This is a genomic window from Amorphus orientalis, assembly GCF_030814015.1.
Classification (GTDB): domain Bacteria; phylum Pseudomonadota; class Alphaproteobacteria; order Rhizobiales; family Amorphaceae; genus Amorphus; species Amorphus orientalis.
Genome location: NZ_JAUSUL010000001.1, coordinates 376822 through 392500, shown reverse-complemented (window position 1 = coordinate 392500; position 15679 = coordinate 376822). Strand labels below are relative to the sequence as shown.

The window sequence follows — 15679 nt, the reverse complement described above, 5'->3', positions numbered from 1 at the left end:
GGGCTTGCCGAGTTCGCGGACGACCGCTGCCTTCATCATGGGTGCCATCGATAAAAGACCCTCCGACTCACATGAACCAGTTATAGAATCCCGCACGCGCGTGACCGTTCCATGACGTGGATCAACGTGGGCGGGAATTTCCCGGACTATTGCTCCTCGTGCCGACGGAAACGGCGGGGTCGGGCGGCCCGTTCGACAGGCCGCCGCGCTTGACAGTCGGGGCCGCTGCGGCCAACGTCCGTTCAACCTCTGTGACGAAGTCTTTCAGTTCGTCATCTTTCTGCCACGCCGGATGATTTTGGTGGCACGCTTGGTGGTCCATGCAGGGCCCCGTGTTTCGATTCGTCCGCAGATCCGGGAACAGACGCTGCAAAGATGAAAGTTGGCTGGCATCACCACGCCACGGCGCAGAAGGTCGACCTGGGGGAAGAACCGCCCCTCGTCGTCGGCCCGACGGGTCCGGAAGCCTTCGGGCGACGCTCGGTCAGCATTCGCTGGCTGACCGGAACGGTTCTCACCGGCATCACGTCCATCGTCCTGATGGGCGGCGCGCTGATCGGATCCCTCGACGGACGCTATTCCATCACCCTGCCCGCGGCCGCCCACATCGGCGAGTTCGCCCCTTATGCGTCCCAGACCGGACTGGCGACCAAGGGCGACCTGATCAAGCCGGCCGCGGAAGAGTTCTCCAACAAGCAGATCGTCGAGGTCAGCACCGTCACGCGCCAGGGCGAGCGCAACCTGATCAAGAAGCAGCCCTACGCCCTGGTCACCGCGAGCCTGATCACGCGCGCGAGCGACATTGCGGAAGACATTCCGCCCTTCAATCCGCTTTCCATTTTCGCCGACACGACCGTCTTCCCGAGCCGGGCCGCCACCGACGCGATCTACGACGCCCAGGTCGACGGCGAGATCACCATCACCGAGCAGGATTTCCCCACCGGCCACCAGCTGGCCTACGCCCCGAGCGCGACCATGTCGGCCGATGAGGCCGAGGCGCAGCTCCGCGAGCAGCAGTGGTTCGACGGAACCGCCTCGGTCGAGTTCGCCAACACCTCGCTTGCCTCCGACCACCGGTTCGACTTCGCGTTCGCCGATCCCCGCAATCTCGGCGACACGGAGATCAGCATCGTTCCGGAGAACGTCTCCGAGCTGATCAAACGCGACGACGAGACCGGGTCCGTCGGCTCGGCCGACGAAGTCATCGCCCTGGTGGCCAAGGGCGACACGCTCGAGGACGTGCTGAGCGAGTACGGAGCCGACCCGGATGCCGTCGAGGCGATCCACGCGGTGCTGCGCGATCAGTGGAATCTCGAGGAGGTTTCCGCCGGTCAGACCGTCCGCATGGAAGTCGAGCGGATCGGGTTTGACGGCAACGCGCGGGTGCAGCCGGTTCGGGTGAGCATCTATGACGACGCCAGCCATCTGGCGACCGTTGCGATGACCGACGCGGCCGAGTTCGTCGCCGCCGAGCCGCCGGCCGATGCGGAACCGGGCGTTCAGGTCGCCTCGGTGAAGCAGCAGCAGTCGCCCCGGCAGCAGGGCAGCGCGCCGTCGGTCTACGATTCCCTCTACCAGACCGCGCGCGAGCACGAGGTTCCGGAAGACCTGATCGACGATATAGTGCGCACCTTCTCGTTCGACGTCGACTTCAACGGCAATGTCCGGGCCGGCGATCAGTTCACGGTCTTCTATGCGGTGCCCGACGAGAAGGCGGACGTCGAAGCGCCTTCGGAGGTGCTCTATGCGGCGCTTACGGCCGGCGGCGTCGAGCGCCGCTTCTACCGCTTCCGCACCCCCGACGACGGCTCGGTCGACTTTTACGACGAGAGCGGCAAGAGCGCGAAGAAGTTCCTGATGCGCAAGCCGATGGCCCGGGGCGTGTTCCGCTCCGGCTTCGGCTACCGCCGCCACCCGATCCTCGGCTATTCGAAGCTGCACTCCGGCGTCGACTGGGCCGCGCCGCGGCGGACGCCGATCTTCGCCTCCGGCAACGGCACCATCAAGGAGATCGGCTGGAAATCCGGTTACGGCCGCTGGACCCTGATCAAGCATGCCAACGGCTACGAAAGCGGCTACGCCCACCAGTCCGGCTTTGCCGACGGGCTCGAGAAGGGCAGCAAGGTCCGCCAGGGTCAGGTGATCGGCTATGTCGGCTCTACCGGCCTGTCGACGGGCCCGCACCTCCACTACGAGGTGCACGTCAACGGCCGGCCCGTCGACCCGCTCCGCATCCGCCTTCCGCGCGGCCGCGAGCTGACCGGCGACGTCCTGGCGACGTTCGAGCGCGAACGCGATCGCATCGACGCCCTGATCCAGCGCGAGATCCCCTCCGAAGCGAAGGTCGCGAGCCGATAAGGCACCAGGTGCCGGCCCGGAGCGGCCGGCACGCGGGTTTTCGCGTGGTGCACCGGGCTTTTCTCAGACCATCGGCGGATTGAGCCGCGCAGCGCCGGCCTGACGGCGGTAGGGGAAGTAGGGATAGGGCGCAGGGGTCACGCTCGCCGCATCCAGCCGCGCCTTCTGATCCTCGCTCAGCGCCCAGCCGATCGCCCCGAGATTGTCGCGCAGCTGCCGCTCGTTGCGGGCACCGAGGATCACCGACGACACGGTCGGCCGGGTCGTCAGCCAGTTGATGGCGATCTGGGGAATCGAGCGGCCCGTCTCCGCTGAGATCTGGTCCAGAACGTCTACGATGGAATAGAGCCGCTCCTCGTCCACCGGCGGGCCGAGATCCGCGGTGTCGTGCAGCCGGCTTCCGTCCGGCAGCGGCCGGCCTCGACGCACCGCGCCCGTGAGCCGGCCCCATCCGAGCGGGCTCCAGACCAGGGCGCCCACGCCCTCCTCCGCGCCGAGCGGCATCAGCTCCCACTCGTAGTCGCGACCGACCAGCGAATAGTAGACCTGGTTCGCGACGAAACGCGGGTAGCCGTAGCGGTCGGCGACGGCGAGCCCCTTCATGAGCTGCCATCCCGAATAGTTCGATACGCCCACGTAGCGGACCTTGCCAGACCGCACGACCATGTCGAGGGCCTGCAGTGTCTCCTCGACCGGTGTGCCCGCATCGAAGGCGTGAAGCTGCAGGATGTCGATATGATCGGTTCCGAGGCGGCGCAGGGCATCATCGGTTCCGGCGAGGATCCGGTGCCGCGAGGTGCCCGCTTCGTTGGGTCCCTCTCCCATCGGGAGCCCCAGTTTGGTTGAAATCATGAGCCGGTTGCGCCGGCCCCTGATCGCGGCGCCGAAGGCCGTCTCCGCATCGCCGTCGGAATAGACGTCCGCGCTGTCGAACAGTGTGACGCCGGCCTCGAGGCAGATGTCGATCAGACGATCCGCCTCATCGCCTCTGGTCTGGCCCCAGTGTTCGAACAGGGGGCCCTTGCCGGCGAAGGTGCCGGTTCCGAAGCTCAACACGGGCACCTGCAGGCCCGAACGTCCCAACCTTCTGTAGTCCATGGTTCCAATCTCCTCACGACAGGGCTGACGCGAAGATTGGACGCGGCGACGCCGATGAATAGATTGGCGCCAAGAACTTCACTCATGAAATGGATTCCACAATGGTGGACGTGAACCGCTCCGCTGAAATGCAGGTGTTCGTGCGCGTGGTGGAGAATGGCGGCTTCGCCGCCGCAGGTCGCGTCAGCGGCATGACCGCCTCGGCGGTGAGCAAGCTGGTCGGCCGACTGGAGAATCGGCTCGGCGCCCGTCTCGTCCATCGGTCGACCCGGAAGATGGCGGTTACGCCCGAGGGCGCGGCGTTCTACGAACGGGCGGTCCGCATTCTCGCCGACATCGCGGAGGCGGAACGCATGGCGGGGGCCGGCGAGGCTGCCGCGGGCCGGGTTCGCTTGAGCACCAGCGCGTCCTACGCGAACGCCGTCCTCTTCCCGATCCTGCCGGAATTTCTGGCGGCCTATCCGGATGTCGTCGTCGATGTAGGCGTGACGGACGATCTCGTGGACCTCGTCGAACACAGGGTGGACGTAGCCGTCCGCGCGGGGCGGCTTGCCGAAAGCCGGCTGATCGCGCGGCGGCTGGGGGCGACCCGGATGGTGATCGTCGCCGCGCCCGGCTATCTGGAGACCGTCAGCATTCCGAGCCATCCGAACGACCTCCGCAACCACAATCTCCTCGGCCTCTGCAAGGATGGAACGGTGCTTCCGTGGCCGTTCCAGGTCGACGGCGAACGCGTCGAGCTGCCGGTGCGTGGCAACGCGGTGACGGGAAACGGGGACGGCCTCAGGCGGCTGGCAATCGCCGGTGCGGGGCTCGCCCGCCTCGCCCGCTTCACGGTTCAGACCGACATCGCCGAAGGCCGGCTGGTCCCCGTCCTGGAAGAGGCCGTCACCGGCGACGAATTGATCTTCCACGCCGTCTATCTCGGCCAGCAGGCGCCACTTCCCGGCCGGGTCCGGGCGCTGCTCGACTTTCTGTTCGCCCATGGCCGGATCCCGGACCCGGAGGCCTGACCCGGATCCGGGTGACAGCGCGGCTCGTCGGGCGAACCGCCGACCGCAAAAAAGAAACCGGGACCGACCCGCAGCCGATCCCGGTTCCATTTCCGACCTTGCCGGGAGGCACCGCTCCCGGCAACAGCCACCCGTCGTCAGGCAGCGGCGCTCGCGCTGCGCTCCGGCTCGAACACCAGCCGGTCTCCGGCCGGCGTCACCTTCACGGTGTCGCCATCCATGACCTCGCCCTGGAGGATCTTCTCCGCGAGCGGGTCCTGGACCTGCTTCTGGATCACCCGCTTCAGCGGCCGGGCGCCATAGACCGGGTCGTAGCCCTTGTCGGCGAGCCACTCCCGCGCCCCCTCGTCGAGCATGAGCTCGATCTTGCGATCCTCCAGCAGCTTGCGCAGGCGCTTCAGCTGGATGTCGACGATCGAGGCCATCTGCGCCCGCTTCAGGCGGCGGAACAGGATGATCTCGTCGAGCCGGTTCAGGAACTCCGGCCGGAAATGCCCCCGGACGGCTTCCATGACCAGATCGCGCACGGCGTCCACGTCCTGCTCTTCCGGCTGATTGGCCAGATATTCGGCACCGATGTTCGACGTCATGATGATCAGCGTGTTGCGGAAGTCCACCGTGCGGCCCTGACCATCGGTCAGCCGGCCGTCATCGAGCACCTGCAGCAGCACGTTGAAGACGTCCGGATGCGCCTTTTCGATCTCGTCGAACAGGATCACCTGGTAGGGCCTGCGCCGCACCGCCTCGGTCAGAACGCCGCCTTCCTCGTAACCGACATAGCCCGGAGGCGCCCCGATCAGGCGGGACACGGCGTGCTTCTCCATGAACTCCGACATGTCGATGCGGACCATGGCCGTATCGTCGTCGAACAGGAACTCCGCCAGCGCCTTGGTCAGCTCGGTCTTGCCGACGCCGGTGGGGCCGAGGAACATGAAGGAGCCGATCGGACGGTTCGGGTCCTGCAGACCCGCCCGGGCGCGGCGCACGGCCGTGGAGACGGCGTGGACGGCTTCGCCCTGACCGACGACGCGCCGCTCCAGCGCATCTTCCATGCGCAGAAGCTTGTCGCGCTCGCCTTCGAGCATCCGGTCGACGGGAACGCCGGTCCAGCGCGAGACGACCTGCGCGATGTGGTCGGCGGTGACCGCCTCCTCCATCACGTCGCCCTTCTCCTCCGATTCCTCGACGACGGCGAGCTTGCGCTCCAGGTCCGGGATCACGCCGTAGGCGAGCTCGCCCGCCTTGGCCAGATCGCCGGCCCGCTGGGCCTTGTCGAGATCGATGCGCGCGTGGTCGAGCTGGGTCTTGAGGTCCTGGGCGCTCGAGAGTTTTTCCTTCTCCGCCTGCCAGCGGGAGGTCATCTCGGCCGAACGCTCCTCGTAGTCGACCAGCTCCTTCTCGAGCTTGGCGAGCCGGTCCTTGGAGGCCTCGTCGTTCTCCTTGCGCAGGGCTTCCCGCTCGATCTTGAGCTGGATGATGCGCCGGTCGAGCTCGTCGAGCTCTTCGGGCTTGGAGTCCACCTGCATGCGCAGCCGCGCAGCCGCCTCGTCGACCAGGTCGATCGCCTTGTCTGGCAGGAACCGGTCGGTGATGTAGCGGTTGGAGAGCGTCGCGGCCGCCACGATCGCGGAATCGGCGACGCGAACGCCGTGATGCAGCTCGTACTTCTCCTTCAGGCCGCGCAGGATCGAGATCGTGTCCTCGACGGTCGGCTCGGAGACGAACACCGGCTGGAAGCGCCGGGCGAGAGCCGCGTCCTTCTCCACGTGCTTGCGGTACTCGTCGAGCGTGGTGGCGCCGACGCAGTGGAGTTCACCGCGGGCGAGCGCCGGCTTGAGCAGGTTCGAGGCGTCCATGGCCCCGTCGGCCTTGCCGGCGCCGACCAGCGTGTGCATCTCGTCGATGAACAGCACGACGCCGCCTTCGGCCGCCTCGATCTCCGACAGGACGCCCTTCAGCCGCTCTTCGAACTCGCCGCGGTACTTCGCGCCGGCGATCAGCGCGCCCATGTCGAGGGCGAGCAGCCGCTTGTCCTTCAGGCTTTCCGGCACGTCGCCGTTGACGATGCGCAGCGCGAGGCCTTCGACGATCGCCGTCTTGCCGACGCCGGGCTCACCGATCAGAACCGGATTGTTCTTGGTCCGGCGCGACAGCACCTGCACCGTGCGCCGGATCTCCTCGTCCCGGCCGATGACCGGATCGAGCTTGCCGTCACGGGCGTTCTGGGTGAGGTCGCGGGTGTAGCGCTTCAGCGCCTCGTACTGGCCCTCGGCGCCGGCGGTATCGGCCGTGCGGCCCTTGCGCAGGTCGCTGATCGCGGCCTCGAGCTTCTGCGGCGTGACGCCGGCAGCCTTGAGGATCTTGCCGGATTCAGCGCCGGTCTCGCTGGCCAGGGCCAGCAGCAGCCGCTCGACAGTGACGTAGCTGTCGCCCGCCTTCTTGGCGAGCTTCTCGGCCGCCTCGAAGACCTTCACGGTCTCGCGGGCAAGATAGAGCTGGCCCGCACCGGTGCCTTCGACCTTCGGCATCTTGGCAAGGGTCGCCTCGACGGCAGCCAGCGCGTCCGCCGCGCGGCCACCGGCCTTCTCGATCAGGCCGGCCGCCAACCCTTCCGGGTCGTCAAGCAGCACCTTCAGGATGTGCTCGGGCGTGAATTGCTGGTTGCCCTGGCTCATCGCCAGGGTCTGCGCGGACTGCAGGAAGCCGCGCGCTCGGTCACTGTATTTTTCGAAGTCCATCAGGCTCTTCTCCTTCCCGCCTGCCGTCCCTGAAGGCCCGGCGGCGTCGTTCCCCGACGACGGAATCGCGTGTTTCAGAAACCACCCGTCCCGCCGAAGCGCATTGCGCTCGATCACAAACTGCCGCGTCGAGGCGTCGGCATCGCGGACGAGCGCATGACCGTTCTGTCGAGCTGGCCCGGCCAGCTCGATAAACGGCGGCTGCGGCCCCGAATACGGCAACCGCAGACCTCAATATGGTGTTGCCTGAATGCAACAAAAGAGGGGAGGCAGGGGAAAAATGGCGGGGGCGGAACCCCGTTCACCGGGCTGTGCCAGACGCACGGCGGGATCGGTCAACCGCCTGGTCCGGATGCGCTTTCCTGTCGCACCGGACCCTGACCGGTGACGATGTCGACCGGACATGCAAAAGCCCGCCACAACGGCGGGCTCTGCGGGGCGACGAGCGCCCGTTTCTGACGGAAGCCTCCGCAGCATGTCCCGTTCAGACCAGCCTGGCCTGAACGGACTGCCCGTCGGATCGGCTCCGGACCTCTCATCGCCCAGCTGGTTGCATCCGAGCAGAAAGATAAGGTTCCGAGGCCACCGCCGCCTCAGGCTGGACAGCTCACGCGTCGGAGGACGCGGTCTCGCCGTCCTGGGTCTGGGCCGCCGGAGCGCCTTCGGCAGCCTGATCGCTGCTGGCGCGTCGGGTCCGGGTACGCGGGCTGCGCGGGGTCCGGGCGCGGCGACGCGGCTTGGCCTCTCCGCCCTCGGCGTCCTCGCCGGCTTCCGCACCGGTCGACTGATCGGCCTGGGCCTCGTCACCCGACTTGGCGTCCGCCGCGGGTGCCTTGTCCCCGGACGCGCTGTCGCCGTCGTCCTTGGCGGCGTGGCGATCGGCCCCGTTCGACCGGGAGCGGTTTCCGTTCGAGGCCTGACGCTCGAACCCGGAATCGCTCGGCTGATCGGCGTGGGCCGGATCCGAGTGGGCCGAACCGTTGCCGCTGCCGTTGCCGTTGCGCTGATCCGCGCCGTTGTCGGCCTGATCGTCATCGCGCTGCGCGGACTGCTGCGGCTGATTGGAGCCCTGCGCCGCAGCGACGATACGGAAATAGTGTTCCGCGTGCTGCAGATAGTTCTCGCCCATCACCCGATCACCGGATGCCTGGGCATCCCGCGAAAGCTGGAGATATTTCTCGGCGATATGCAGGGCCGTCCCACGCACTTTCACGTCGGGACCGTTCGACTCGTAAGTCTTGGTGAGCGGGTTCGGCCCCTTCCGGTTCCGACCGCGCAGTCGCTTGTTAGGATTTCCTTGTCTCATCCGATCGTTTCTCGTTCGGAAGCAGGTAAGACCGGTCGTGAGCGTTCGTCACTGCATCCGGTCTCGGCGCCGTGGCTAAGCTCTCAGTGTCCCGGGGAACACGGAAAACTCGTGCCGTCAAAGTCCAGCGTCGAATCGAGCTCTGTCGCCCGGCGCGAACGCTTGGGAGCAATCCAGGTCGATCGGACCCGGACCGATTGCTCTAGCACCATTGGATCGAGCGTCGTCTCCGTCCCTTAGATCCCTCGGTTCGGGACTGCTCTGGCCGAATCGCACGTCTCGCTCGAACCCCGCCGGCTCGCCGCAATACCCATGTTTCCAGCTGGAAACGCGGTGGCGAGGGCAGTCGAGTTTGACGCGGTGGTCAGCGGCCTCCTCTTGGGCGCAAGGTTCAGGTTCGATTGCCTCTTCGCAGTCGACCTTTTCGGACACCCGCCTTTGGTCACCCGTGTCGGTGAGCGGCGTCCGTACCCCGTCGGCAACCGGAACGTAGCGATTTCGCTAGCAATTTCCAAGTCCAAAAATCCCACTGACGGCCCGGATTTTCGCCACAGAAGCCAAAATGTGGCTTCATGGCCACGTTGCGACCAGCACTCTGGCATGCCCCGCCATGTCAACGCGCGGCGGCGCGACGTCAAAGCCCGCGGCGCGGCACAGCATGGCCACCGATTCGGCCTGTCCGACGCCGATTTCGAGAATCAGCGCGCCGGCTGGTGCGACCAGACCCGCGGCTTGCGCCACCAGGCGGCGATAGGCGGCCAGACCGTCCGGCCCGCCGTCGAGAGCAAGCCGTGGGTCGTACGCCCGAACCCCGAGATCCAGCCGATCGATCTCGGCGCTTTCGATATAAGGCGGGTTCGACACCACCAGATCGAACGGGCCGCTTGCGGCGGCCGCGAGGTCGCCGACGCAGAACAGCGCCCGCCCGGACAATCCGAGTCTGTCGGCATTCCGGGCCGCGGTCGCTGACGCTTCCGCACTCAGGTCGATGCCGACCCCGATCGCCGCGGGACGTTGCGACAGCAGCGCCAGCAGGATCGCGCCGGTTCCCGTTCCTACATCCAGGATCTTGAGCGGCGCTTGCACGTCCGGCACCCGCTCCAGGGCCGCATCCACGACGGTTTCGGTATCCGGACGCGGTTCGAGCGTCGCCGGCGACAGCTCCAGATCGAGGCCGTAGAACGCGCGGCGCCCCAGAATCCGACCCACCGGCTCCCCGGCGAGCCTGCGCGCGACGACCGCTTCGATGCGCGCCGTCGCGTCCGGTTCGAGCGGGTCGGCGTCGGCCAGGATCATCCCGGTCGCGTCGAGATCGAGGACGTGCCCGACCAGCAGCCGGGCGTCGAGCCCCGCCGTGTCGATGCCGGCGGCCGCAAACCGCCCGCGCACGTCCCTGAGGACAGCGCCGACGGTCGCGCCGTCACGCATCCTGTTCGGCCAGGAGCGCGGCCTGATGTTCGGTGATCAGCGCGTCGATGACCTCGTCCAGCGCCTCGCCCGCCAGGATCTCGTCGAGCTTGTAGAGGGTCAGGTTGATCCGGTGATCGGTGACCCGTCCCTGCGGGAAATTATAGGTGCGGATCCGCTCCGATCGGTCGCCCGACCCCACCTGTCCCTTGCGCGCGGCGGCGCGTTCCTCGTCCAGCTTGCGCCGCTCTTCCTCGTAGAGCCGGGCGCGCAGCACCTGCATGGCGCGCGCGCGGTTCTGGTGCTGGGATTTTTCCGAGGACGTCACCACGATGCCCGTGGGCAGATGGGTGATGCGCACGGCGGAATCGGTCGTGTTGACGTGCTGGCCGCCGGCCCCGGAGGCGCGCATGGTGTCGATGCGAATGTCGGTGTCGGGGATCTCGAAATCGACCTGCTCCACCTCCGGCAGAACGGCGACGGTGGCGGCAGAGGTGTGGATCCGGCCGCCCGATTCCGTTTCCGGCACACGCTGTACCCGGTGCACGCCGGATTCGAACTTGAGCCGCGCGAAGACGCCGCGTCCCGCGAACGAGGCGATGATTTCCTTGTAGCCGCCGGCATCGCCCTCGCTCTCCGACATGATCTCGACCTTCCAGCCGTGCTTTTCGGCGAGGCGCTGATACATGCGGAAGAGATCGCCAGCGAACAGGGCCGCCTCCTGGCCGCCGGTGCCCGCGCGCACCTCCACGATGGCGCTCTTCTCGTCGGCCACGTCCGTCGGCAGCAGCCCGATCCGGATCTCCTGGGCCAGAGCCTCGACCTTCTCGACGAGGTCCGGCCGCTCCGCCTCGGCCATATCGCGCAGTTCCCGGTCGGTTCCCCTGTCGTCCAGAAGCGCGTCGATGTCGGCAAGCTCGGACCGGGCCTGCCGATAGGCCCGGATCTTCTCGACCAGCGGCTGCAGCTCGGCATATTCGCGCGACAGCTCGACATAGGCATCGGTCTCCTCGCCGGAAGCCATGCGGGCTTCCAGCTTCTCGAACCGATCGACCAGGGTGACGAGCTTTTCCTCGGAAAACATGGGGCTTTTTTCGATGTGACTGACAAAGGGAGTGGCGTGGCAGGCAAACGCCAGCGCGCTACAGCGGAATGTCGTGATCCTCGGCGTAGGCCGCCAGGAACGATCGCATGTGGCCGGGCCAGCGCCCCGGCTCCAGCCGCGGCAGAAGCCGGGCGCGCAGCCGGTCCACGTCGAGGGCGCGGGCCATCGCCTTGACCGGACCGATGGCGGCCGGCGGCATGGAGAGTTGCCGGTAGCCGAGCCCGAGCAGCGCCATCGCCTCGAGCGGCCGGCCGGCGAGTTCGCCGCAGACCGTCACCGGCACGTGGGCGCGCTCGCACTCGTCGACGATGCGCTTGAGCGCCCTGAGGAACGACACGCTCAGCGGATCGAACCGCTTGGTCAGCCGGGTGTTGCCGCGATCGGCGGCCAGCATGAACTGGAACAGATCGTTCGACCCGACCGAGACGAAATCGACCGCGGACAGGACCTCTTCCAGCTCGAACAGGAGCGAGGGCACCTCCAGCATGACGCCGAGCCGGATCGCATCGGGCGTGGCATGGCCGTGGCGCTTGAGATGCCGGATCTCCTTGTCGACCAGCGCCCGGGCGGCGGTGAACTCCGTCACCGAGGAGACCATGGGGAACATCAGCCGCAGCTCGCGGCCGGCAGCGGCGCGCAGGAGCGCACGGACCTGCATGCGCAGGAGACCAGGGCGGTCGAGGCCGAGCCGGATCGCCCGCCAGCCCATCGCCGGGTTCTCCTCCTCCACCGCCCGGATGTACGGCAGCACCTTGTCGCCGCCCACGTCGAGGGAGCGGAAGGTGACGGGCCGGTCCCCGGCCGCCTCGTAGATGCGGCGGTAGAGCTCCTCCTGTTCCCCGACCCGGGGCAGGCTGTGGGCCACCATGAACAGGATCTCTGTGCGGAACAGCCCGATGCCGGCCGCGCCGGATTCGTCGAGATGCGGCAGGTCGACCAGCAGGCCGGAATTGATCAGAAGGGTCAGGTCGCGTCCGTCGCGCGTGGTCGAGGGCGCGCTGCGCAGCCGGCGATACTGGGCCTGACGCCGGGCGCGGAAGCGCACCTTCTCCGCGTAGGCGCGCTCGATATCGGCCATCGGGCGGAAATGGACCACGCCGGTATCGCCGTCGACGATCACCGCGTCCTGGTCCTCCACGAGCGACACCGCACCCGCGACCTGCCCGACGGCCGGAATGCCGAGGGCGCGGGCGATGATGGTCGCGTGGCTGGTCGGGCCGCCCTCCTCGAGCACCAGGCCGCGCAGCTGATCGCGGTTGTAGTCGAGGAGTTCGGCCGGCCCCATGTTGCGCGCGATCAGGATCGCGTCTTCCGGGAACGTCGCGGCGCCGTGGGGGCGGCCGACGATCTCCCGCATCAGCCGGTTGGCCAGATCGTCGAGATCGTGCAGCCGGTCGCGCAGATAGGGATCGACGGAGCGCAGCATCCGCGCCCGGTTGTCGGACTGGACCCGCTCCACGGCCGCCTCGGCGGTCAGGCCGTTGCGGATCGCCTCCTCCATCTTGCGCACCCAGCCCCGGTCCTGAGCGACCATGAGATAGGCTTCCAGGACTTCCCGGTGCTCGCCGTGATGGGCGATCTCGCGCCGCGACATCATCTGGTCGAGGGAAAGCCGCACCTTTTCCAGCGCGCTGTCGAGGCGGGACAGCTCGCGATCGGCGTCCTCGGCGATCAGGTTGGTGACGACGACGCGCGGCTCGTGAAGCACCGCATGGCCGAGCCCCACGCCTTCGGCAAGCGCCGCACCCTCCAGATGCATCGTGCGCCTGAGATCGAGCGCGGGCCCCTGCTTGGCCAGGACCTCGATCTCGCCGGCCGCGATCATCTCCGCGATCACCATCGCGGTGGTCTGAAGCGCCTCGACCTCCTCGTCGTAATAGGTCCGATGGGCCTTGTTCTGGACGACCAGCACGCCGAGCGTTCGCCCGGAGCGCAGGATCGGCACGCCGAGAAAGGCGTTGTAGATCTCTTCACCGGTCTCCGGCTTGTAGGCGAAGGCGGGATGATTCTGGGCGTTGGGCAGATTGAGGGCGCGCGCGTCCGCCGCGATCAGGCCGACAAGGCCTTCGCCGATCCTCAGACTTGTCTGGTGCACCGCCGCCCTGTTCAGGCCTTCCGTCGCATAGAGCTCCAGCACCCCGTCGGAGCGCAGCACATAGACGGAACAGACCTCTGCCACCATGTTGGCAGCGATCAGGACGACGATCTTGTCTAGCCGTTCCTGCGCATCGATCGGCTCCGCCATAACCTCGCGGAGCCTTCTCAGAAGGAGGCGCGGACCGGCGAGAGAGCCTCGCATCGTGCCTCCCCGGAACCTCGAACGCCGATCTGACGGCACGCCAAAACGGCCGACCTCTCAGAGGTCAGCCGTTGTCAGGCAGTTGCCACCTTGTCGAGGTCATATACCGAATGCAGCGCTCGCACCGCAAGTTCCGCGTAGGCGGCGTCGATCAGCACGGAGATCTTGATCTCCGACGTGGTGATCGCACGGATGTTGATGCCCTTCGCCGACAGGGCGTTGAACGCGGCGGCCGCCACGCCGGTGTGGCTGCGCATGCCGACGCCGATCACCGACACCTTGACCACGTCGCAGGCGCCTTCCACGGCGGAATAGCCGATCTTGCCCTTCTCCGCCTCGAGCACCGCCATCGCCCGATCGTACTCGCTCTGGGGCACGGTGAAGGTGATGTCGGTGGTCGATCCGTCCGGCGAGATGTTCTGGACGATCATGTCCACGTTGATGTGGGAGTCCGCCAGGGGCCCGAAGACCGACCCCGCCACACCGGGCCTGTCGGCGACCCGGCGGATGGAGATCTGGGCCTCGTCCTTGGAATAGGCGATCCCGGTGACGACCTGCTGTTCCAAGATCTCCTCCTCATCGCAAATCAAGGTGCCGATCGGCTGATTGCCGGCCGCCCGGATCGCGTCCGGGTCGTCGAAGCTGGAGCGGACGAAGGTCCGCACACCGTGAATCATGGCCAGTTCGACCGAGCGCACCTGCAGGACCTTGGCGCCCAACGACGCCATTTCCAGCATCTCCTCGTAGGAGACGCGCGGCAGCCGGCGCGCGCCGGACACGATGCGCGGATCGGTGGTGTAGACCCCGTCCACGTCGGTGTAGATATCGCACCGGTCGGCCTGGATCGCTGCAGCCAGCGCAACGGCGCTGGTGTCGGACCCGCCGCGACCGAGCGTCGCGATGCGTCCGTCCGGAGCGATGCCCTGGAAGCCGGCCACCACCGCGACCTGTCCACCGTCGATGCGCTCAACAAGGCGTTCGCCCTCGATGCCGGTGATGCGGGCTGCGCCGTGAGCGGCGTCGGTGCGGACCGGGATCTGCCAGCCCTGCCAGGAGCGGGCATCGATGCCCATCGCCTGCAGCGTCAGCGCCAAAAGCCCGGAGGACACCTGCTCGCCCGACGCCACCACGGCATCGTACTCGCGGGCGTCGTGCACGGGCGAAATGGCGCGGCAATACTCGACGAGCTTGTTGGTCTCGCCGGCCATGGCGGACACGACGACGGCAACCTTGTTGCCGGCATCGACCTCGCGCTTCACATGGCGGGCCACGTTTCGGATACGATCAAGATCGCCGACGGAGGTCCCGCCGAACTTCATGACCAGTCGGGCCATGGGTGACTTACCGGCTCGTTGGTGATTGATATCTGGCGATCCGCATCGATTGCGGGTTTGCCGAACGGAATGGCGCGGTAGATATCACCGTGCAGCCCGGGCGGCAACTTGCCATCTTCCGGGTGGCGGAGCACGGCGGGAGGGGCTCTTCCGGGGCGCTGGGCGCCCAGCCGCACCCGAACCGACATCGACCGCGTCTTTATTCATTCGGGTCGACGCGACCAGACCCTTCGTGAGGCAGGAAAGCAGCATGAGCGACAGCACGATCGACCAGGCCGAAATCGACCGATTCTCCGCCCTTGCCGACGAATGGTGGGACCCGCGCGGCAAGTTCAAGCCGCTGCACAAGTTCAACCCGGTCCGGCTCGGCTACATCAAGGAGATGGTGGCCCGGCATTTCGGGCGCGACGTGGACGATTCCCAGGCGCTGTCGGGCCTGCGCCTGCTCGATATCGGCTGCGGCGGCGGCCTGCTGTCCGAACCGATGGCGCGTCTCGGCGCCGAGGTGGTCGGTGCCGATGCGGCGGCTACCAACATCGAGGTGGCGCGAATCCATGCCGAGCGCTCGGGACTGGAAATCGATTACCGGGCCACGACGGCGGAGGCGCTGGCCGACGCCGGCGAGCGGTTCGACGTGGTGCTCGCCATGGAGATCGTCGAGCACGTGTCGGACGTCGATTTGTTCGTCTCCGCCTGCGCCAAGATGGTTAAGCCGGGCGGCCTCCTGCTGCTCGCCACCATCAACCGCACGCCGAAGGCCTATCTTCTGGCGATACTGGGCGCGGAGTATGTTCTGGGATGGCTGCCGAAGGGCACCCACCAGTATGAAAAGCTGGTGCGGCCGAGCGAACTGGAAGCGGCGGTGGAAGGCTCCGGCCTCGCCGTTCTGGAAACCGTGGGCGTCGTGTTCGACCCGCTGCGCGACCGCTGGCAGCGCTCGGCCGACATCGACGTCAACTACATGATGCTCAGCGGCCGCTCCGCGTCGGACTAGCCGCGCCTATCCGGGGTTGATGCCGGC

Annotated in this window: 11 protein-coding genes (1 of these 11 cut by a window edge); 3 read left to right on the top strand and 8 right to left on the bottom strand. The window is 67.3% G+C overall.

The features are described from left to right. Nucleotides 1-48: the 5' end (the start) of an alcohol dehydrogenase AdhP gene (gene adhP / locus J2S73_RS01785; RefSeq protein ID WP_306883709.1), read on the bottom strand. The gene continues 984 nt to the left of window position 1, outside the view; only the first 48 of its 1032 coding nucleotides appear in the window; it begins with the start codon at nt 46-48; its stop codon lies beyond the left edge, outside the window. A gap of 327 nt (nt 49-375) precedes the next feature. On the opposite strand from adhP, the gene J2S73_RS01780 reads away from it, so the two are divergent. Continuing rightward, nucleotides 376-2358 carry a M23 family metallopeptidase gene (locus tag J2S73_RS01780; RefSeq protein ID WP_306883708.1) on the top strand — a complete coding sequence of 661 codons (1983 nt, stop codon included), beginning with the start codon at nt 376-378 and terminating at the stop codon, nt 2356-2358. 63 nt (nt 2359-2421) lie between these two features. Here J2S73_RS01780 and J2S73_RS01775 read toward each other — a convergent pair whose 3' ends face one another. Next, nucleotides 2422-3456 (bottom strand): aldo/keto reductase, encoded by a 1035-nt coding sequence (locus tag J2S73_RS01775; RefSeq protein WP_306883707.1) that lies wholly within the window; start codon nt 3454-3456, stop codon nt 2422-2424. A gap of 101 nt (nt 3457-3557) precedes the next feature. On the opposite strand from J2S73_RS01775, the gene J2S73_RS01770 reads away from it, so the two are divergent. Further along, on the top strand, nt 3558-4469 hold the full coding sequence (locus J2S73_RS01770) for a LysR family transcriptional regulator (protein WP_306883706.1): 912 nt from the start codon (nt 3558-3560) through the stop codon (nt 4467-4469). A 137-nt stretch (nt 4470-4606) separates the two neighbouring features. Here the strand turns inward: J2S73_RS01770 and clpB are convergent, their stop codons facing one another. The 6 genes from clpB to J2S73_RS01740 all read right to left on the bottom strand — a co-directional run bounded on the left by clpB (nt 4607) and on the right by J2S73_RS01740 (nt 14658). Then, a complete protein-coding gene (clpB, locus tag J2S73_RS01765) occupies nt 4607-7207 on the bottom strand; it encodes an ATP-dependent chaperone ClpB (protein WP_306883705.1) in 2601 nt (866 codons plus the stop codon). A 607-nt stretch (nt 7208-7814) separates the two neighbouring features. Continuing rightward, nucleotides 7815-8513, bottom strand: coding sequence for a DUF4167 domain-containing protein (locus J2S73_RS01760; protein WP_306883704.1), 699 nt, complete (start codon nt 8511-8513; stop codon nt 7815-7817). Nucleotides 8514-9083: 570 nt separating this feature from the next. Then, entirely contained in the window at nt 9084-9941 is an 858-nt protein-coding gene (gene prmC, locus J2S73_RS01755; RefSeq protein WP_306883703.1) for a peptide chain release factor N(5)-glutamine methyltransferase, read from the bottom strand. Further along, nucleotides 9934-11004, bottom strand: a complete 1071-nt coding sequence (gene prfA, locus J2S73_RS01750) for a peptide chain release factor 1 (RefSeq protein WP_306883702.1) — start codon at nt 11002-11004, stop codon at nt 9934-9936. The genes prmC and prfA overlap by 8 nt, the downstream gene beginning before the upstream one ends. Nucleotides 11005-11062: 58 nt before the next feature. Continuing rightward, nucleotides 11063-13324 (bottom strand): phosphoenolpyruvate--protein phosphotransferase, encoded by a 2262-nt coding sequence (gene ptsP / locus J2S73_RS01745; RefSeq protein ID WP_306883701.1) that lies wholly within the window; start codon nt 13322-13324, stop codon nt 11063-11065. 74 nt (nt 13325-13398) lie between these two features. Then, nucleotides 13399-14658, bottom strand: a complete 1260-nt coding sequence (locus tag J2S73_RS01740) for an aspartate kinase (RefSeq protein WP_306883700.1) — start codon at nt 14656-14658, stop codon at nt 13399-13401. A gap of 250 nt (nt 14659-14908) precedes the next feature. Between J2S73_RS01740 and ubiG the strand changes: the two genes are divergently transcribed. Further along, nucleotides 14909-15652, top strand: coding sequence for a bifunctional 2-polyprenyl-6-hydroxyphenol methylase/3-demethylubiquinol 3-O-methyltransferase UbiG (gene ubiG, locus J2S73_RS01735; protein ID WP_306883699.1), 744 nt, complete (start codon nt 14909-14911; stop codon nt 15650-15652). Nucleotides 15653-15679: the final 27 nt, after the last annotated feature.